The following is an 18,395-nucleotide window of genomic DNA, read 5'->3' on the forward strand; positions in this document are numbered from 1 at the left end:
TTTTATCGAGCAGGGACGGCGACGTTCAGCGCCGCCGGCAGCAGGGTGATTTCCACAGGGGTTTCACCGATCCAGTCACCGTCGCCCTGCACCGCCAGGCCGCGCGGCTCCTCGATCACCAGGGTGCGTTTCACCGGGGCATGGTCCAGCCAGGGTTGGCGGAAATAGTTGCCGCGTAAAAAGTTGTAGACCACCCACAGATAACGAACCCCGTTTTCCGCTTCCAAGTGGCACATGTCCATATGGCCGTCGTCCGGGCGCACCTGGGGCCACCAGCGCAGGGCCTTGTACCCCAGGCTGGCGGAGTTGAGCGCCATCAGGTCGCTGGCGCGCACTCGCACCTGGCGGCCATCGGCGCGCACCACGAATTCTGTAGGGTGCATGGCGAAGAAATTGAGCAGCAGGCTAACCAGGTAGGAGCTTTTGCCAAAGACGCGTTTGCGCCACGGGCCGGTCTCCCGCATGGCTCGGGCGCTCATCCCGGCGCTGACGGAGAGCAGATAGGCGCGGCCGTCCACCTGCAGCAGGTCCAGCCGGCGCACGGCGAAGTTGCCCGCCAGCATGGCGGCCGCCTCGTCCAGGTCCAGCGGCAAGTCCAGCTCGCGCGCCATCACGTTGCCCGTCCCCATCGGCAGCACGCCCACTGTCGGGCCGCCGGGGGGCAGCGCCGTGGCAATATCGGAAAGCGTGCCGTCGCCGCCCGCCGCGATGATCAGGCGCACACCGCGCTCCAGCCAGGGCGCCAGGCGCCCTGCCAACTGCTGGCGGTGGCATTCTACATAGTCCACCTGGCGGCCGGCAAAATGCGTTGCCATCAGGCGCGACAACGCCCCCGCATCGGCGGCGCTGGCGCCCGGGTTGTGGACAACCAGCACATCAGAAGTCGGGGGCGTTGGGCTTGGCAAGGTGTTATTGGCGCTGGAGCTGGTAAATACTCCCGGCGCGATCCACGAGATATATCCCGCCGTGTTTATCACGACCAAATGAGGATATCAGAAAATTGGTGTCGTACAAGCGGGCATTTTGCCAGCTGCCGTCGGCATTGCGCAGCAGGCCATAGATCTCGCCACTGCAAAAATCGCCATAGACATACACGCCGCGCCATTCTTCCAGTTCATGGCCGCGATAAACATAGCCGCCGGTCACCGAGCAGCCTGAGCTGTGGTCATATTCCGCCACCGGGAAGACAAAGTCGCCACCCGCGGGGGGATTGCCTTGGTAGCCGTGCGTGCCTTCATAGTAATTCCAGCCAAAATTGGCCCCGCCAGCCGTACCGCCCGGCAAGAAGTTGATCTCCTCCCAAGCGCCTTGGCCTACATCCCCAATGTACAGGTCGCCGGTCGCCACATCAAAGCTGAAGCGCCAGGGGTTGCGCAGGCCATAAGCCCAGATCTCCGGCTGGCCGCCGCCGGCATTGTCTGCCGGGATGGCGTAGGGGTTGCCGTTGTCCACATCAATACGCAACAGCTTGCCCAGCAGGGTGTCCAACGACTGGCCGGCGCCCAGCGGGTCGCCGCCCGAGCCGCCGTCGCCCAGCCCAATATACAAGTAGCCATCCAAGCCGAATTCCAAATGGCCGCCGTTGTGGTTGTCGTAAGGCTGGTCCACCTGCAGCAGGATCTTCTCGCTGCCGGCATCAGCCTGGTTGGCGTCGCTGCTGAAGCGCGAGATGACCGTATCACCGGAGCGGTCCGTGTAATTCACGTACAGGTAGCCGTTCTGCACATAATCGGGGTGAAAAGCCAGTCCCAGCAAGCCCTGCTCGTTGGCCCGGCTGCCCACCCGCTCACGGATATCCAGAAAGAGGCTGGCTTCGCCCTGCTCAGAGAGCGCCCAAATTTGGCCGGGCTGTTCCACCACGAACAGGCGTCCGCTCTGGTCTGCCGTCTCAGCCATGAACACCGGGCTGTCAAAACCGGTGGCCACTTGCACCCATGTGAATCCGTTGGGGTCGGGTAGCTGGCTGGCTCGGGCCACGCCTCCGTCGCTGGTCGGCTGAACAGCTTGCGAAGGCGGGTCTGCCACCGCTTCGGTTTCGGCCGCCGCGGCCGGCGGCGCCGCCGGCTGGCTGGTCACCACAGTCGGGGTGGGCCGGCTGCCGCAGGCGGTCAGCAGCAAGCCTAGAGCCAAGAGCAGGGAAAGACTAGACGTCCTTGTCATGGTAGTCCGCGTCGATCACTTCCGGATCGGGCTTGGGGCGCGCCGCGCTGCTCTTGGGGGTGGCTTCGTTCTCCAATTCGCTGCGGTGTTCGGCCACCACGTCCGGCGGGCACAGGTCCAAGAACAGAGTGTTGGCGATCCAGATCACCAGAGCATCGTCCACCAGCGGGATGGCCATGTCCAGCGGGGAGACCAGATACAAGATCGAAAAGACCGGCAAGGCTTTGGCCAGCAGGCTCACCCGGCCGTCAGCCAGCAAGCGAGCGATTAGGCGGATTTGAATACCAAAACGGGCGAAGAAATCGCCATCAAATTTTGAAACATTGCGTCGTTTGGGGTCGGGCATAAGATTTCCTTCCATAGTTATTGTTAATAACGTATGCCGTGCGAGAAATTATACCTGCCGCCTTTCCCAGGCGGTACAATGACCGCCATGCCCACGAACGCATCGTGGAAGGCTTATGCCGCCCTGTTTGTGGGCGTTCTTATTTTAAGCTTGTCCGCCATCCTAACTGCCATGGCCCAGGCCCCGGGGGCTGTGGTCAGCTTTTACCGGGTGCTGATCGGCAACCTGGTGCTGTTGCTGCCCTTCCTGGCCAGCTTCCGCAAAGACCGCCTGCGTCTCTCCGGCCGCGGCGTATGGCTGGCGCTGCTGGCCGGCCTCTTCTTCGGCCTGGATCTGGCCGCCTGGGCCACTGCCATCCGTGCCGGCGGCGCCACCATCCCCACGCTGTTGGGCAACCTGGCCCCCATTTGGGTGGCCCTGGGCGCCTGGCTGATCTTCAAAGAGCAGCTCAACTGGAAGTTCTGGAGCGGCCTGGCGATTGCGCTGGCCGGGGTGCTGGTGGTGCTCAACCTCAGTTTCGAGAACGGCTTGCAGGCCACGCCCGGGGCGGGCTGGGGGCTGGTCTCAGCCGTGTTCTACGGCGCTTACCTGCTCACCACCCAAAAGGGCCGTGACCACCTGAACGCGCTGAGCTTCTTTTGGCTCAGCGCCCTGGGCTCGGCCATCTGCCTGTTGGTGCTGGTCTTCCTGCTGGGTGACCCGCTGACCGGCTACCCGGCCAGCAGCATTTGGGCTTTCGTGGGCCTGGGCGTGGTGGTGCAGGGCGTGGGCTGGCTGCTGATCACGTTCACCCAGGGCTATCTGCCTGCTTCGGTGGTGGCGCCCACCTTGCTGATCCAGCCGGTGCTGACCGCCTTCCTGGCCGGCCCGCTGCTGGGCGAGCAGTTCTCAGCCCAGCAGTGGCTGGGCGGCGCGGCGGTGCTGCTCGGCATCATTGTCGTGTATCGCAGTCGACTGGCGGCCCCTGCGGCCCAGCCTGCCTAGAAGGAGACATATGTCCACATCCCCACAGACCGCCGGCAGCGGCGGCAAGCTCGACCCGGTGGGCCTGAGCAACCTGTTCGTCGTTTACATCGTATGGAGCAGCACCTACCTGGCCATTCGCCTGGCCGTGCAGGAAGGCGCCGGCTTCCCGCCCTTCACCATGGGGCTGATGCGCGCCGCCCTGGCCGCCGTCGTGCTGCTGGCCTGGGCCAAGCTGCGCCGGGAGCAGCTCAAGCCGACCCGCAGCGAGACGGTCACGCTGATCGTCTCCGGCCTGCTGCTCTGGCTGGGCGGCAATGGGCTGGTGACCTTTGCCGAACAACGCACTGAGTCCGGCCTGGCGGCCCTGCTGGTGGCGGCCTCGCCCATTTGGGCCGCCATCATTGAAGCCATTGTGGACCGCAAATGGCCTTCGCGCAGCCTGGTGCTGGCCTTGCTGGCCGGCTTCATCGGCACCGGTCTGCTGGTGGTGCCGGAGCTGATGAGCGGCGTGGCCGCCGACACTGTGGCCAGCCTGGCGCTGGTCTTCGCCGCCATCGCCTGGGCGGGCGGGTCGGTGTTCCAGGCCCGCCGGCCGGTCTCACTCAACCCCGGCGCCAGCTCCGCCTACCAAATGGTTTTCGGCGCGCTGGGCTTTGCCCTGGTGGCCCTGCTGATGGGCGAACCGCGGCCCACGCCCACCCCGCAGGCCTGGTGGGCCTTCGGCTACCTGGTGGTGGTCGGCTCCATCTTCACCTTTACAGCCTACGTGACCGCCTTGCGGCGGCTGCCGACCCAGATCGTGATGACTTATGCGTACGTCAACCCGGTGCTGGCCGTGCTGCTGGGCAGCTTGGTGCTGAACGAGAAGATCACGCCCTGGATCATCTTCGGCAGTCTGTTCGTGCTGATCGGCGTGGCCGGGGTCTTTCAGGAGCGGCGCAAGCGCCAACAAAACGCAACCAAAGCGTAGAATATACGTATTAATTGGTGAGACAAGGAGTGTATATGGACCAAGAACGTAGGGGCAATTTATTCATCGGCATTTTGCTGATTTTGGTCGGGGGCTGGTTCCTGGCCGGTCAGTTCTTCCCCGAAGTGGCCCAGCTGATCAATGTGCAGTTCAGTTGGCCGTGGTGGATCATTGGTGCTGGCGCGGCTTTTCTGCTTTTTAGCGTGCTGGGGCGCACCCCGGCACTGGCCGTGCCGGCCAGCATTATCGCCGGCATTGGCGGCATCCTGCTCTACCAGAACAACACGGGCGATTGGGCCAGCTGGGCCTACGCCTGGGCGCTGATCCCGGGCTTTGCCGGCGTGGGCAGCATGCTGATGAACTTCTTGCAGGGACGCTTTGGCGCGGGCTTGCGTGAGGGCCTCAGCGCGGTGTTGTTCAGCCTGCTGATCTTTGCCGTCTTCGGCAGTTTTATGGGCGGGCCGCGCATTTTAGGCCAGTTCTGGCCGGTGCTGCTCATCATCGGCGGCTTTTGGTTGCTGCTGGGCGGCCGGGTTAACTGGGACTAGCCCTCAGCTATGGCTGACGAACGCACCTACCCCATGCTGCCCTGCGTCGATATTGACGTATCCATCGCGTTTTATGAACATCTGGGCTTCAAAAGGACCTACCGCCAGCTGCGTCCCAACCCCTCCGCAGTGGTAGCTCTAGAGGATATCCACATCCACCTCTTCGGCATGGACGGCTTCGACCCGGCCAACTCCTACGGCAGTGTGATCGTGACTGTGCCGGACGCCGACGCCCTGTACCAGGCTTTTGCGGCCGGGCTGCGCCAGCACTACGGCAAGCTGCCCGTGCAGGGCATCCCGCGCCTGCTGCGGCCGCGCAAGAAATACGGCACCGTGAGCGGCTTCAGCCTGGTGGACCCGGGCGGCAATTGGTTGCGGGTCTACCAGCAGGGCGCCGAGGAAGAAACTGAAGCTGGCGAAGAAGCCAGCGGGTTGGCCCAGATCATTCTGGTAGCCGCCCGTCTGGGAGACGCCCGCGGGGATGAGCTTCAAGCGCTCAAGACTTTGGAAACCGGTTTGGGGCGCTACCAGGACGCCGCCGCCCCCGACCTGGCCCGGGCCTACTTGTACAGAGCCGAGCTAGCCGTGCGCACCGACAACGCCGAACTGGCGCGCAGCTCCCTGGCGGCCGCCGAGCTGCTGCCGCTCAGCAAGGCAGAACGGGCAGCCCTGGCCGAAGAATTCGCCCACGCCAACGAACTGGTTCATCAATAGCGCCGCGTTCGGCCGTCCAAATTCCGGCGCGATATAATCATCCAAGTAGCTGGACTGGCGCAGTGAATAGCTGTGCCAGTTTTCAAACCCAGCCGTTGCCATGAACCTTCCGATCGACACCCTTGGCCGCCCACTGCACGACCTGCGCATTTCCGTTACGGACCGCTGCAATTTCCGCTGCACCTACTGCATGCCCAAAGAAGTCTTTGGGCGTGACTACCAGTTCCTGCCGCGTGAACAACTGCTCAGTTTCGAGGAGATCACGCGCCTGACAGGCATTTTCACCAGCCTGGGCGTGCGCAAGGTGCGCCTGACCGGCGGCGAACCGCTGATGCGCCGTGACCTGCCCGAACTGGTGCGCAGGCTGGGCGCCACGCCGGGGGTAGAGGACCTGGCCTTGACCACCAACGGTTCCTTCCCCCTGGGGAATATCGCCCGGCTCAAAGAAGCCGGGCTGAAGCGCATGACCGTCAGCCTGGACGCCCTGGACGACGCGGTCTTCAAAGCCATGAACGACGTGGACTTCCCCGTGGCTGCGGTGCTGGACTGGATCGCGGCCAGCGCCGCGGCCGGGCTGGGGCCGGTCAAGGTCAATATGGTGGTCAAGCGCGGCGTCAACGACCATCAAATCCTGCCCATGGCGCGCTACATGCGCCAGCACGGCCACATTCTGCGCCTGATCGAATTCATGGATGTGGGCAGTACCAACGGCTGGCGCATGGATGACGTCGTCACCGCCAAGCAGATCTTCCAAACCATCCACGCCGAGCTGCCCCTGGAACCTTTGCAGCCCAACTATCGCGGCGAGGTGGCCGAGCGCTATCGCTACGCCGATGGCGCCGGCGAAGTCGGCATCATCGCCTCGGTCTCGCAGCCCTTCTGCGGCGACTGCACCCGGGCGCGTCTCTCCGCCGATGGCAAGCTGTTCACCTGCCTGTTCGCCGTGCAGGGCGCCGACCTGCGCCAGCTGCTGCGTGAGGGGGCCAGCGATGAAGAGCTGCGCACTGCCATCGCCGGTGTGTGGAACCGCCGGGCGGACCGCTATTCCGAGCTGCGCTCAAGGCAGAGCAAAAATCCTGTAAAAGTGGAGATGTCTTATATTGGCGGCTAAGTCCATCCCTGTCCTCGACCCCGAACGGATCACTACCGTGATCTTTGACCTGGACGATACGCTGCGCGAATCCGAACCGCGCGCCAACGAGATGGTCGATCTGTTCCTGCGCAGCCAGGGACTGGAGCTGGACTGGCCCCGCCGGCGGGCGGCGCAATTGTGGGAGCACCAGTACTGGGCCAACTCGCCGGAACTGCTGGCCGATGAGGCCCGCCTGGGCGACGACACCCCGGCTTTCTGGAGCCATTACAGCAGACTGCACCTGCTGGCCCTGGGCTTGGGCGAAGCGCAGGCCGAGAGCCTCGGCCCCAAGCTGCGCAGCTATATGCAGGCCAACTACCGCCCGCGCAACCTGCTGCGCCCGCACACCCTGGAGACCCTGGCGCAGCTGCGCGCCAGCGGCCTGACCTTGGGCGTGCTGACCAACCGCAGCCGCACCGTCTACCACGAGATGCACACCCTCGGCCTAGACCTGTTCATGGATGCCTTTCTGACCGCCGGCCAGCTGGGCGCCTACAAACCCGAGAAGCAGGCTTTCCTGAATATGCTCGAGTTCATCGGGCGCCGGCCAGAAGAAGTCCTCTACGTGGGCGACAATTACTATGCCGATGTGCTCGGCCCACACGCCGCCGGCATCCCCGCCGTGCTGGTCAATACCAAAGGGCTGTATGAGCCCAGCACCGAATACCCGGTGATCGACTACCTCAACGAACTCGTGCCGCTCTTGCAGCGCCAGCCCGCCCGCTAACCATGGCCGCCCGTCTTGACCGAGATTTCTTCGCCCAGCCCACGCTGGATGTAGCCCGAGGGCTGCTGGGCTGCGTCCTGGTGCACCAGGACGCCGACAGCGGCCAGCGCTTGTCCGGCCTGATCACCGAGACCGAGGCTTACTGCGGCGAGGGCGACCTGGGCTGCCACGCCAAGGCCGGGCGCACCCGCCGCACCGATCCGCTCTACGGGCCGCCAGGGCACGCCTACGTCTACTTCACCTACGGCAACCACTGGCTGTTCAACTGTGTTACCCGGCCGGAAGGGCAGCCTGAAGCGGTTTTGGTGCGCGCCATCCAGCCGCTGGAGGGGTTAGAAGTGGTAGCCCAACGCCGTTCCGGCCAACCCGAAAAACGCTGGACCGACGGGCCGGGCAAACTGACCAAAGCGCTGGGGATCGACGGCCGCCACAACCGGACAGACCTGACCGCCAGCAAAGCTATAATATTTATCGAAGCTGGGCCAGCCGTGCCGGAAGCCCAAGTGGCCCGCTCCGCCCGCATTGGCTTGTACAGCGTACCCGAACCCTGGAAGAGCATTCCCTGGCGCTTCCTGGCTGAGATTACGACATTCTGAGGAGACGAATATGACCAAATTACTGGAAGGCAAGAAAGCCCTGGTCTTTGGCGTAGCCAACGACCGCTCCATCGCCTGGGGCGTGGTGAAGGCCCTGCACGAGCACGGCGCTGAGATCGGCATCAGCTACGCGGGCGAGGTGCTCAAGAAGCGTGCCGAACCGCTGGCCGAATCGATCGGCTGCACCTTTGTTGAAGAGTGCGACGTGACCAAGGATGAAGACATTGCCAGCGTGGCCGAGAAAGCCAAAAAAGCCTTTGGCGAGATCGACATCCTGGTGCATGCCATCGCCTTCGCCAACCGTGAGGAGTTGGGCGGCTACTACTACGACACCTCGCGGGCCGGCTTCCACACCGCCATGGACATTTCGGTCTACTCCTTCACCGCCCTGGCGGCGGCCTTCCAACCCATCATCCGCCCCGGCGGCTCGCTGATGACCATGACCTACTACGGCTCGCAAAAGGCCGTGCCCAGCTACAACGTGATGGGCGTAGCCAAGGCCGCTTTGGAGGCTTCGGTGCGCTACCTGGCGCGCGACTTCGGCCCGCAGAAGATCCGCGTCAACGCCATCTCGGCCGGCCCCATCCGCACCCTGGCCGCCTCCGGCGTGACCGGCTTCAAAAACCTGCACACCCGCTTCGCCGAAGTGGCCCCGCTGCGCGAAGGCGTGACGATTGAAGACGTCGGCAATGCCGCCTTGTTCCTGGCCTCCGACCTTTCCGCCCGCACCACCGGCGACATCCTCTACGTCGACTCGGGCTTCAATATCATCGCCATTGGCGACGACGAGGCCAAAAGCGCCTGATGTTCCGCCGCAAGAACGCCTCGCCGGAAAAAGAAGCCGCGCCGCTGCCGCGCATCACCTCCGTGGTGGCGGACGGCGTCAGCCTGAGCGGCCGCCTGCACGGCGCCGGCGGCGTGCGCATTGAAGGCGCCTTTGACGGCGAGATCGAGCTGGACGGCTTGTTCGTCATCGGCCCCACCGGGCGGGTGACCTGCCCGCAGCTGCGCGCCCGGCACGTGATCATCGCCGGGGCGATGCGCGGCGACATCCTCGCCGAGCGGGTCGAGATCCGCGCCAACGGCCGCGTGTGGGGCAACGTCACCACCGCCTCCATGGCCACCGAAGAAGGCGCCTTCCTGCGCGGCCAGATCCAGATGGAAGAGAAAGTGGAGCTGCAGCTTCAACCGCCGGCCGCAGCGGACGCGATACCCGCCGAGGAAGCCGCGCCAACCCCGGCGAATGGCGAGGCCCCCCAGGCGGTGGCGCCAGCCGAACCGGCTGCGCCGGAGGCAGCAGAGCCACCGCCGCCCGCCCCAGAGGACAAACCGGCGGGCAAGTTCAAACGCAAGAAATAAAAAAGAGACCGGCCATAATGGCCGGTCTCTTTTTTATGATTGTGATCAGAGGCTATTCCTCTTTCTGCGCCCGGATCAACAGCAGCGGGCGGTCGACCTTGTGCAGCACGCCACTGGTCACAGAGCCGTAAAAGACGCGTTCCAGGCCAGTCCGGCCGTGGCTGCTCATCGCGATCAGATCCACGTTCTCTTCCTCGGAAGCCGAAACGATGGCGTTGACCGGGTCGCCGCGGCGCACCAGATTCTCCGTCTTGATCTTGTGCTTGGCCAGGCGCGCCGCCTGGGCCTGCAGATACTTGTCTGCATCCTGCTCGGCCTCCTGCAGGCTCTGCCAGTACAGTTCCAACTCTTGCGGCGCGGGAGCCATGCCCATACTCATGCCCGGGGTGAAGGGCACCAGGCCGGGGTCCACTACATACAGCAGGATCACCGTGGCAGCTTCTTTCGCCGCCAGGTCCTCTACGTGCGGCAGAATGCGCTCAGCGCGCTTCGAACCGTCCAGGGGCACCAAAATTCGTTTGTACATCGTCAGCCCTCCTTCTCTGGGTTGGGTCACTTAAGCTAACGCCGCACATCCAACCGGCGTTATTAGTGCTTGCCGCGGCGGCCCTCATCTTCGTATATCGAGACCCAGGCCACGATCTCGCCGATCTCAAAGGCTTCACTGGCCTGCCAGCGGCGCAGGTCCGGATAGCCGCGGTCGGAGCGCGAGGAACTCTCGCCCGCCAGCCCATCCTGCACCATGGCGCGGATACCCTCCAGGCGCGTATGCCAGCGGCCCATGTTGGCTGGGGTCAGGTCCACCCAGCCTTGCTCTGCGGTCTCCGACTTGACCACCGGCCCGCGCAGCATGCGTTTGCCGTCCGGCAGCACGATCGGCAGCCCGATGGAAATGATCTTCTGGCGCAGGGCCGCGTCCTGGTTGATCAGGGTCTCCAGTTTGGCCGCCATCGCCTGCGGCGTGTCGGCCAAGGCCGGCCCGAATGTGCCGTAAACCTGCTTGAGCAGGAAAGCTTCGTAGAGCAGCTTGGACATGCGCGGCGGGCCAAGTATCTCGAAGGCCACCGACTCGCCGTGCTCGGCGCTCAGCTGGCGCAAACGCTCCAGCGCGGCTTCGCGCAATATGCCCGCCCGAAAGGTCGGCCCCATCACGGCGCTGTCCAGCGCGCCGACGATGTCCTTGCCGGTGTTGCCGCCCAGGATCTCACGCACCACATTGTGGGCGATCTCTTCCGGCGTGACGAATTCCATCTGGCCAAAGGCGGTGATCGCGGCGAAGTCGCCGGCGGCAAACAGGCCGTTCTCGCCGGTGTTGATGTAGACCTCTTCCAACACGCCGCCGGTCTGGGTGCCAAACTGGCCCTGCGGGGCCAGGTTGGCCGGGTCGTCCAGGCTCACCGCCTGCTCGGGCGGGCAGTCATACAGCAGCACATCCTGCCCGCCGCGGCGGATGGGACCGTAGCCGATCTCTTTCCAGGCGATCAGCGCTGAGGGTTTGACCTCTTTGACCACTTGCGGGCCGCCGGGGGTGCGCGCCATCAGGAAGGTCAGCAGGGTTTGCGCGCCGGCCAGGGCTGCTTTGGACATCAGCACCCGCGAGGGTTTCTCCTCGCCGTGCGTGTAGGGAATGTTGAGGCCCATGCCGCCGGTGCCGCTGGTGCCCACTTTGATGTAGGCCTGGGTGCCGGCTTCCAGCATGGCGTCATGCAGGACCTGCACATGGCGCACCAACTGCGGAATGTACAAGGCGGAGAGCAGCTGCTCCACCTCGTCTGGCCAGTTGGTGGCCGCGTCTTGCGCAGCGATCAGCTTGTTCAGCCTGCCCGCCGCGGCGTAAATGTTTTGGTAGGCCACCGCCGTGGAGGTATTGATGCAGTCAGCAATGATCTGGCTGGGGGCGCCATCCAGGCCGGGCGATTTGCCTAAAATGATCTGGTACAGCAGCGAGGCGGAGAGCACTTCAGGGGTCAGCTCGCCGACGATATCCGCCACCAGCTGTTTGCGTTTGCCTGGGTCGGCCATGATCGCCGCCCGGGAGGGGTTGTCCGTCAGCCACTCGGCCCGGACGAAAATGTCCCCCCACACGGCAAAGAATTTGGTCGGACTATTGGGAAATTCAGCTTTCAGCTCTGCAACGGCTTGCTCGGCTTCTTCCTTGCGCAGCGAGGTCACCAGCAGGCGGGCTGGGTCGTGTGCCAGCAATTCCCGGCACACCGCCCTGCCAACCAAGCCGAAACCTCCCAGTACGAGGGCATTCTTTCCGCGTATATCCATTCACACTCTCCATTTTGGGGTTGGGGGCCACGACCGTGCGCCCAGCCCAAGCATACCGCGATTGAAACCCCGCGCAAAGACGAAAAAAGCGGCGCACCGAATATCGGTACGCCGCTTGGCTTGAGGACTGCGCCTGCTAGCGCCTGGGCCGCGTCAGTCGATAGAGTTTGCCCGCAAACTCTATCAGGATGACGGCGAAGGCCACGCCGGCCGAGATTTGGAAGGCGCTGCTCATGCCGGGCGCATCACCGAAGGGGTGCAGCCGGAAAAGGGCGCCGGCTAACAGTACCCAGCCCAGGGCGATGGCCAGGTCTGCCCAACGCAGCCAGTCCGCCCAGCGGCCGCGCAGCAGTAGGAAGACCAGCACCGCCAATCGCGCGCTGGCCAGGGCCACTACCCAAGGCAAGAAGGGCAGCAGCGGCGCTACGAAGGCGGCCAGGGGCGCAGGCAGTGTCCAGTTGGGCAGCGTGGCCGCCACGCCGATCAGCGCCGCCCCGAAGACCATCTCCACCACCGCCTCCGCGACCACCTCAAACCAGCGGGGGCCGTCGCTGTCCCGGGTGATTTCGGGCAGGCTGTTGGGATCCCAGTCCTTCATCTTCATCTGCGACTTCACATCCGGCAGAAAGTAATCCAGCAGGCCAAAGACGATGGTGACAATGGCGAAACTGAACAGCAGTTGGTTGACGAAGCCGCCTACCGCGGCCCCGAAAGCCGCGCTCACCGCGGTCTCGGCATTGGCGGTCTGCACGAAGCGGATAAGCTGCACCACCGTGGTGGCAATGGCGTTGATGCGCAGTACCAGGCGGTACATGGGCTGCAGTTCCGGGCCAATCAAGAAGGTGCGTAGACCGTAGCCCTTGGCCATCTCTATGGGTGGGCCGAACTCGCGCAGCAGATCGGCCACGCCAGCCTGGTCGGATTTCTTGTCCGCCTCCAGGCCGCGCGCCTCCAAGCCGTCCTGCAGCGCGCTGCGCAGTTCCAGCTGCACGTCGTCGCGCTGCGCTTCGGGCAGCAGGCGTCCTACCTCCACGAGGTAACGGTCGATCAAATTGCTCACTTCTTCTCTCCTTCTTTCAGCAGGCCGCTCAGCACCTGATTGGTTCGCAGCAGCCGGTACAGCCGCACCGAGGCGTCCACCAGCAGGATCAGGAAACTGATCACGAAGCTGATCATCACCGTCTGCTCCAGCACTCCCGCGCCGGCCCGGCTGGTAAGGTTGGCCGTGATGCGGCCCACCAGGGCCACAGAGCCGAAAGCAAAGATGACGTCTGCGATGCGCAGGGCCTTGTTCCAGCGCCGGCGTACCAGGGCGATCAGACCGACGATCAGTTCCCCGGACCACACAAGGGTGAACCAGGCTTTGTGTGCGCCCAGCTGGCCCACAATGGCCGGGATGATGTCGAAGTCCGTCGGCACCGGGGCAAAGTCCAGTGCAGCTGGCGACCAATCCGGGAAGAAGTTCACCACCGCGATAAGGCCGGCCAGGAAAAGCAGCTCGAACCCCTTTTCGAAGAGATTGACGCGCTGCGGGTCTGGCTGCACCTCCGGCAGGCTTTGCGGGTCCCAGTCGTCCTCGGCCAGGTTGATGTTGAGCACGCGCCGCTCGATCAGCGCAAAGATCAGGGTGATGATGCCGAAAGCGGTGAAGAGTGTGCTGAAGAAATTGCTCAGCACGTTCCCTGCGCTGAAAGGTGTTTGCCCGCTGGTCACCAGCGCCGCGGCCAGGCCGATCAGGTGCAAAACGGCGATGATCGTGCCCGAAACGCGCAGCACCATGGTGTAGTAGGGCATGCTTTGCGGGCCGATCAGATAGCTGTGGCTGCCGTAGCTCAGAGCGATCGCCTCCGGGCGGCCGAACTCGCGCAGCAGCGCGGTCACCGCGGGCTGGTCTTGCAGCTTGTCTGCGTCCAGCCCGCGCTCGTCCAAGGCATCCTGGATGGCGGTGCGTAGTTCGAGCTGCACATCGGCGCGGGTTTTGCCCGGCAGGTGCATGCCCACCGCGGCCAAATAGCGGTCGATCAACTGGGATGGTTTCATTGGTTCTCCGTAGTGCTCGGAACCCCGAGAGGATTGTTCGCTTTGCCGGTCAGCAGGCGGTAGAGCTGCAGCGCAGCTTCCAGCACGCCAATGCCCAACACGATCCACAAGGCGAATTTGACGATGGCATCCACAATGCCGATTTCAACGATGACCGCATTCTGCACGATGGTGTAAAGCACGAAGAGGCCGGCCAGAGACAGGGCCAATTCCAGCGCACGCAGGCGGCGCGTCCAACGCCCAGCCCGGTAGAGCAGGGCTTTTAGTCCCAGTTCCCCGGCCCACAGGGCGCTCAGCCAGGGCACATAGGCCAGAAAACTGGCTGACAGCATGGGCATCACGCCGAAACCGTCGTCGTGCCAGCCCACAATGCCGATCCAGTGCGGCACGAAGTTGAAGACCAGCAGCGCCGCGATCATAAAGAAGATGCCCACCAGCAGTTCCGTGCGGTTGATGCGGTCAGGGTCTTTGACCGCCGGCAGCTTGTGCGGGTCCCAGTCGGCCCCGGTTTTGGCGGGCTTGATCCACCCCAGGCCTTCCAGCAGGTAAAAGACGAAAGCCACAAGGCCGAAGTTGAGCAGCATGGTCTCCACATAAGACCCCAGGAACCCAGCCAGTTCGGTGAGGCCGAGGCCGCCCTGGTTGAGGCGCAGGCCCAGCCCGACCAGATAGACCAGCGTAACCACCACCGCCGCGATCCCGTAACTGAGCCGGAAGGCGGGGAAGGCCGGCGGGCTGATCAGGAACTGCTCGGTGTGGTAGCGGGCGGCCAGTTCCTCGGGGTGGCCGTATTCTTTCAGCAGCTCGGCCACGCGGCCGGTATCGGCCGGGTTATCTGCTTCCAGGCCGCGGGCGGCCAGCTCGTCCAACAGCAGGCTGCGCAGTTCCAGCTGCACATCCGTCCGGCTGCGCCGCGGCAGGTGGGCGCCCACTTCGTGGACATAGCGTTCAATCAGGTTGTGTTCGTTCATTTCTTGCCTTCTCGCAGCAGGCCGCCCAGGGCGGCGCTCAGCGCCTGCCATTCTTGTTTAAGGTCTTGGAGCGCCTGCCGGCCCTGTGCGCTCAGGCGATAGTAGCGCCGCGGGCGCGCCTCGTCGGCCAGCTCCCACTCGCTTTCCAGCAGGCCCTGCGCCTCCAGACGGCGCAGCAACGGGTACAAGGTGCCCTCGGGGATCTCCAAAGCCTGGCTGGCCAGCTGCTGTTTGAGCGAATAGCCGTATTGCTTTTCGCTCAATTGGCTGAGCACGGCCAGCACCAGCGCGCCGCGGCGCAGCTCCAGGCTGAGGTTCTCCAGTAAAGCGGGGTACTCCTCTTGTGTTACCATGTGATGAATATTACTGTATTACACACAGTATTGTCAACAGCAAACATCAAAAGAGCGCAGGCGATTTGCCTGCGCTCTGGATACCGGTGGAACTCTTTGCTTATTGCAGCAGTTTCTTCATCTGTTTCTGGATGAAGCGCGTGGCTGCTCCGGGGTTCAGCCGGTAGAACAGGTTCATCATCTTGGAGTCATTGCCCACGAAGGCCTGGAACTTGTTCTTCTCCATGGCGGCGATGATCTGCTGCGCGGCGGAAGCCGCGCTGGTCATCGACATGCCCGAGGACTCGGCGCTGTCCGCCCCGGCCATGCGCACGCCAGAGTTCTTGGCGATGTCGGTGGCGATGGCGCCAGGGAAGATGACTGTCACGCCCACCTGGGTCTCCAACAGCTCGGCGTACAGCCCTTCGGTGAGCAGCTTGACCGCCGCCTTGGTGGCGCCGTACAGCGTCTGCCCGGGGAAGGGGAAGAAGCCGCCCATGCTGGAGACATTGACCACATGCGCCTCGGGCCGCTTGAGCAACTCCGGCAGGAAGCTTTTGACCATGTAGATCTGGCTGTAGAGGTTGACGTGCAGCACGCGCTCGATGTCTTTGTAGTCCAGGTCGTTGAAGGGCACGAAGGGCTGGATGATGCCGGCGTTGTTGATGATGGCGTCCACCGCGCCGTGGGCGGCGATGACTTGGGCGGGCAGCGCTTCGACCTTGGCCTTATCGCTCAGGTCTAGCACATGCGTCGAGATGCGCTCCTCGGCCGCGCCGGCCTGGGCCAGCGTCTCTTGCAGGCCGCTCTGGCTCACATCCACCGCCGCCACGCGGGCGCCTTGGTCCAGCAGGGCCAGCACCAGCGCCCGGCCGATGCCGCTGCCGGCGCCGGTGACCACAATCACTTTGTCTTGTACTTTCATTGCTGTTCCTTTGATAGAGGCTGTTTCTATTGCCTCCATTGTAGAGCGGCGGCCGTCGCCTGGGATGGGTCTATTGTCCTGTGATCAGCGCCTTCCGGCCGTGACCTCGCGCCATGGCCCGCAGGAAGCTGCCGAAGGCCGGCCACCAGACCAGGTCGTTGAACACGATCACCCAGCCGAAGGCGGGCGCGTAGACCAGCACGAACATGCCCACCACCTGCCAGATCGCCGTGTCCGCCGGCGGCGGCATGCCGATCCAACTGAACAGTGCGGCGGGGAAGAAGATATTCAGCGCGCCCCAGAACAGGTTGTACAGCGCGGCCGCGTAGAACCAGGGGCGGTATTTGTCCATCTGCATCGTGCGGCTCCTTCGGGTAGCGTACTGCTTCGAAGCTGCCCCCGGCAAAGCTCGACAGGTGAATTCTTGGGCACGGCAACCACATGTGAATTATATCACTATCGAAGTGTTATCTAGCTCTCTTTTTATGCGTAAAATTGACAAACACGCCTAAATTCAAAGGGAGACACTAGTGGAAGCTCGCAACCGACAATTACCTGACTGGTTAACAAGAGTAAGGACCGGCCAAATTCAGCTGCCTAGGTTTCAAAGATTAGAAGCTTGGGGCTACAGAGAAATTACAGACTTACTCAATGCAATGCTTCGTGGTTTACCTGTTGGCTCTTTCCTCATCCTGGGGGTTGGTAACGAGATACCCTTTCAGTCGAGAACTATTTCTGGAGTAACAAAAGTTTCAGAAAGCACAACAGAACTGCTTTTAGATGGGCAACAGAGAATTACAGCTATCTGGAGAGCGCTAACCGATGACTATAGCGACAGAAAATATTTTGTCTCTGTTATCCCAAACCAGGAAGATGATACAGAAATAATGTCAGTTAATCGTTGGGAGCGTGACGGTAAAAGATTTCCAGCATGGGCAGATGAACCACGTGCGAGTTGGGAAAGGGGGTTTATACCCATAAGTCTTTTGTTGCCAGGTGATGTGGGAGAAAAGAACATGGATGATTGGGTGGATGCGGCAATCGGCAATGATTCCACCGAAAACAAAAATCTCACAAATTTGATTTTAAAGTTACGTCAAAAAATTGCTACATATAACCTTCCCTTCTTATCCCTACCTATAGAGACACCGCGAGAAGTAGCACTTGAAGTCTTTATCAAGATGAATACTCGCACAGTTAGATTAACAACATTTGATATTATCGTCGCTCAAGTCGAGGATGCAGTTGGAGAATCCTTGCATGATCTAGTAGAGAGTTTAGCAAGTACGGTTCCAGGTTTATCTTCTTACGATACACCCGAAGATATTGTGCTGGGAAGCATGGCTTTGTTTCAAGACCGGGTCCCAAATCAGACCGGCTATTTAGGAATGGATTTCAGAAAAGTAGTAAACGACTGGCCAAAGATGGTTTCTGCTGCTCAAAAGGCTGTAGACTTCCTTGAGCAGGAACGCGTTTTTGACAACTCCCGCTTACCAACCGAGAGTATTCTTGCTCCGCTTATAGTTGCTTGGTCACATGTTTCCAATGATCCCGACGAGATTGGGAATGCTCAAATCTTATTGCGAAAATATCTGTGGCGGTCTTTCTTTACAGACCGATATGAGCGTGCTGCTGCAACAGCTAGCTTACAGGATTATAGGGCTATTCGTGATTACCTTACCGGGTCGGCACCAGAAGAAAACATACCATGTCTAAATGAAGCACAACACCCGCTTCCCACTATCGAATCCATTGAACAAGCTGGCTGGCCAAAGAAGAGAGATAGACTTGCAAGAGCAGTTTTGATGGTTTCGCTAATTCGGGGAGCTCTTGATATAGCCGATGGGTCACAAGTGACTAGAAGTAACGTAATTAAGCGCGAGTACCATCATCTATTCCCTATCGGCTTTTTACGTCAAAAGGGATACGATGAACAGCTTGCAAACAGGGCGTTAAATTGCGCATTAATCAGCTGGAAAACTAATAGAAAGGTGGCCGCAAAAGACCCAATAGATTATTTACGGGAGCGGGCGGACGCCAGCAACTTAGGAGAAAAAGAAATAGAGCGACGCCTTAAGTCCCACTCTATTGACTTTAAGGATCTCTCAAGCTCTGAATATAAGGATTTCCTGCACAATAGGGCAACGGGTATGAAACAAATCATAGATGCTCTGTGCAATGGGACAAATGCAAATGCATAGGATTCACTAGGGTTTTACTTTTTTGTGCATGTGGCTAATATCCAAAATCAAAGCAAGGAAAGCAAACGACTCCCTGCTTTTCTAACACGATTCTTGTATACCCTTGCAACCCACTCCTATATAATCCTGCCAAC

The 18,395-nt window shown here is 61.9% G+C and carries 21 protein-coding genes; 10 read left to right on the top strand and 11 right to left on the bottom strand.

Features of this window, described 5'->3' with window-relative positions; genetic code table 11:
* Positions 1-2: 2 nt before the first annotated feature.
* From KF885_03375 to KF885_03385, 3 genes are read right to left on the bottom strand one after another with little or no spacing between them, the layout of a single operon-like run.
* Positions 3-875, bottom strand: a complete 873-nt coding sequence (locus KF885_03375) for a hypothetical protein (GenBank protein ID MBX3048191.1) — start codon at positions 873-875, stop codon at positions 3-5.
* A gap of 34 nt (positions 876-909) precedes the next feature.
* Positions 910-2,160 (bottom strand): PQQ-dependent sugar dehydrogenase, encoded by a 1,251-nt coding sequence (locus KF885_03380; protein ID MBX3048192.1) that lies wholly within the window; start codon positions 2,158-2,160, stop codon positions 910-912.
* Positions 2,144-2,506: a hypothetical protein gene (locus tag KF885_03385; GenBank protein ID MBX3048193.1), complete on the bottom strand. Its 363-nt coding sequence runs from the start codon at positions 2,504-2,506 to the stop codon at positions 2,144-2,146. Before KF885_03385 ends, KF885_03380 begins: the two co-directional genes overlap by 17 nt.
* An 87-nt stretch (positions 2,507-2,593) precedes the next feature.
* Here KF885_03385 and KF885_03390 point away from each other — a divergent pair, with 87 nt between their 5' ends.
* The 9 genes from KF885_03390 (at position 2,594) to KF885_03430 (ending at position 9,518) form a co-directional block, all read left to right on the top strand.
* A complete protein-coding gene (locus KF885_03390) occupies positions 2,594-3,490 on the top strand; it encodes a DMT family transporter (GenBank protein MBX3048194.1) in 897 nt (298 codons plus the stop codon).
* 10 nt (positions 3,491-3,500) lie between these two features.
* Positions 3,501-4,442, top strand: a complete 942-nt coding sequence (locus tag KF885_03395; GenBank protein MBX3048195.1) for an EamA family transporter — start codon at positions 3,501-3,503, stop codon at positions 4,440-4,442.
* Between the two features lie 35 nt (positions 4,443-4,477).
* The gene (locus KF885_03400; GenBank protein ID MBX3048196.1) at positions 4,478-4,990 is read left to right on the top strand and encodes a hypothetical protein; all 513 of its coding nucleotides are present in this window, start codon (positions 4,478-4,480) and stop codon (positions 4,988-4,990) included.
* A 9-nt stretch (positions 4,991-4,999) separates the two neighbouring features.
* Positions 5,000-5,704: a VOC family protein gene (locus KF885_03405; GenBank protein ID MBX3048197.1), complete on the top strand. Its 705-nt coding sequence runs from the start codon at positions 5,000-5,002 to the stop codon at positions 5,702-5,704.
* A gap of 100 nt (positions 5,705-5,804) precedes the next feature.
* Positions 5,805-6,815, top strand: coding sequence for a GTP 3',8-cyclase MoaA (gene moaA / locus KF885_03410; protein ID MBX3048198.1), 1,011 nt, complete (start codon positions 5,805-5,807; stop codon positions 6,813-6,815).
* Complete coding sequence (locus tag KF885_03415) at positions 6,805-7,563, top strand: HAD family hydrolase (GenBank protein MBX3048199.1); 759 nt, start codon at positions 6,805-6,807, stop codon at positions 7,561-7,563. The genes moaA and KF885_03415 overlap by 11 nt, the downstream gene beginning before the upstream one ends.
* Positions 7,564-7,565: 2 nt before the next feature.
* Entirely contained in the window at positions 7,566-8,159 is a 594-nt protein-coding gene (locus KF885_03420) for a DNA-3-methyladenine glycosylase (protein ID MBX3048200.1), read from the top strand.
* A gap of 10 nt (positions 8,160-8,169) precedes the next feature.
* Positions 8,170-8,964 (top strand): enoyl-ACP reductase, encoded by a 795-nt coding sequence (locus tag KF885_03425; protein MBX3048201.1) that lies wholly within the window; start codon positions 8,170-8,172, stop codon positions 8,962-8,964.
* On the top strand, positions 8,964-9,518 hold the full coding sequence (locus KF885_03430) for a polymer-forming cytoskeletal protein (GenBank protein MBX3048202.1): 555 nt from the start codon (positions 8,964-8,966) through the stop codon (positions 9,516-9,518). The genes KF885_03425 and KF885_03430 overlap by 1 nt, the downstream gene beginning before the upstream one ends.
* A 52-nt stretch (positions 9,519-9,570) precedes the next feature.
* Here KF885_03430 and KF885_03435 read toward each other — a convergent pair whose 3' ends face one another.
* From KF885_03435 to KF885_03470, 8 genes are all read right to left on the bottom strand, one after another.
* The gene (locus tag KF885_03435) at positions 9,571-10,044 is read right to left on the bottom strand and encodes a universal stress protein (protein ID MBX3048203.1); all 474 of its coding nucleotides are present in this window, start codon (positions 10,042-10,044) and stop codon (positions 9,571-9,573) included.
* Positions 10,045-10,106: 62 nt separating this feature from the next.
* Complete coding sequence (locus KF885_03440) at positions 10,107-11,792, bottom strand: hypothetical protein (protein MBX3048204.1); 1,686 nt, start codon at positions 11,790-11,792, stop codon at positions 10,107-10,109.
* 136 nt (positions 11,793-11,928) lie between these two features.
* Entirely contained in the window at positions 11,929-12,852 is a 924-nt protein-coding gene (locus KF885_03445) for a hypothetical protein (protein MBX3048205.1), read from the bottom strand.
* Positions 12,849-13,832, bottom strand: a complete 984-nt coding sequence (locus KF885_03450) for a hypothetical protein (protein ID MBX3048206.1) — start codon at positions 13,830-13,832, stop codon at positions 12,849-12,851. The genes KF885_03445 and KF885_03450 overlap by 4 nt, the downstream gene beginning before the upstream one ends.
* On the bottom strand, positions 13,829-14,803 hold the full coding sequence (locus KF885_03455) for a hypothetical protein (protein MBX3048207.1): 975 nt from the start codon (positions 14,801-14,803) through the stop codon (positions 13,829-13,831). The genes KF885_03450 and KF885_03455 overlap by 4 nt, the downstream gene beginning before the upstream one ends.
* Entirely contained in the window at positions 14,800-15,156 is a 357-nt protein-coding gene (locus KF885_03460; GenBank protein MBX3048208.1) for a helix-turn-helix transcriptional regulator, read from the bottom strand. Before KF885_03460 ends, KF885_03455 begins: the two co-directional genes overlap by 4 nt.
* A gap of 100 nt (positions 15,157-15,256) precedes the next feature.
* The gene (locus KF885_03465) at positions 15,257-16,060 is read right to left on the bottom strand and encodes an SDR family oxidoreductase (protein ID MBX3048209.1); all 804 of its coding nucleotides are present in this window, start codon (positions 16,058-16,060) and stop codon (positions 15,257-15,259) included.
* Positions 16,061-16,130: 70 nt separating this feature from the next.
* The gene (locus KF885_03470; protein ID MBX3048210.1) at positions 16,131-16,418 is read right to left on the bottom strand and encodes a hypothetical protein; all 288 of its coding nucleotides are present in this window, start codon (positions 16,416-16,418) and stop codon (positions 16,131-16,133) included.
* A 172-nt stretch (positions 16,419-16,590) separates the two neighbouring features.
* On the opposite strand from KF885_03470, the gene KF885_03475 reads away from it, so the two are divergent.
* A complete protein-coding gene (locus KF885_03475) occupies positions 16,591-18,261 on the top strand; it encodes a DUF262 domain-containing protein (protein MBX3048211.1) in 1,671 nt (556 codons plus the stop codon).
* Positions 18,262-18,395 lie beyond the last annotated feature (134 nt).

The organism is Anaerolineales bacterium (assembly GCA_019637805.1).
GTDB lineage: Bacteria > Chloroflexota > Anaerolineae > Anaerolineales > UBA11579 > JAMCZK01.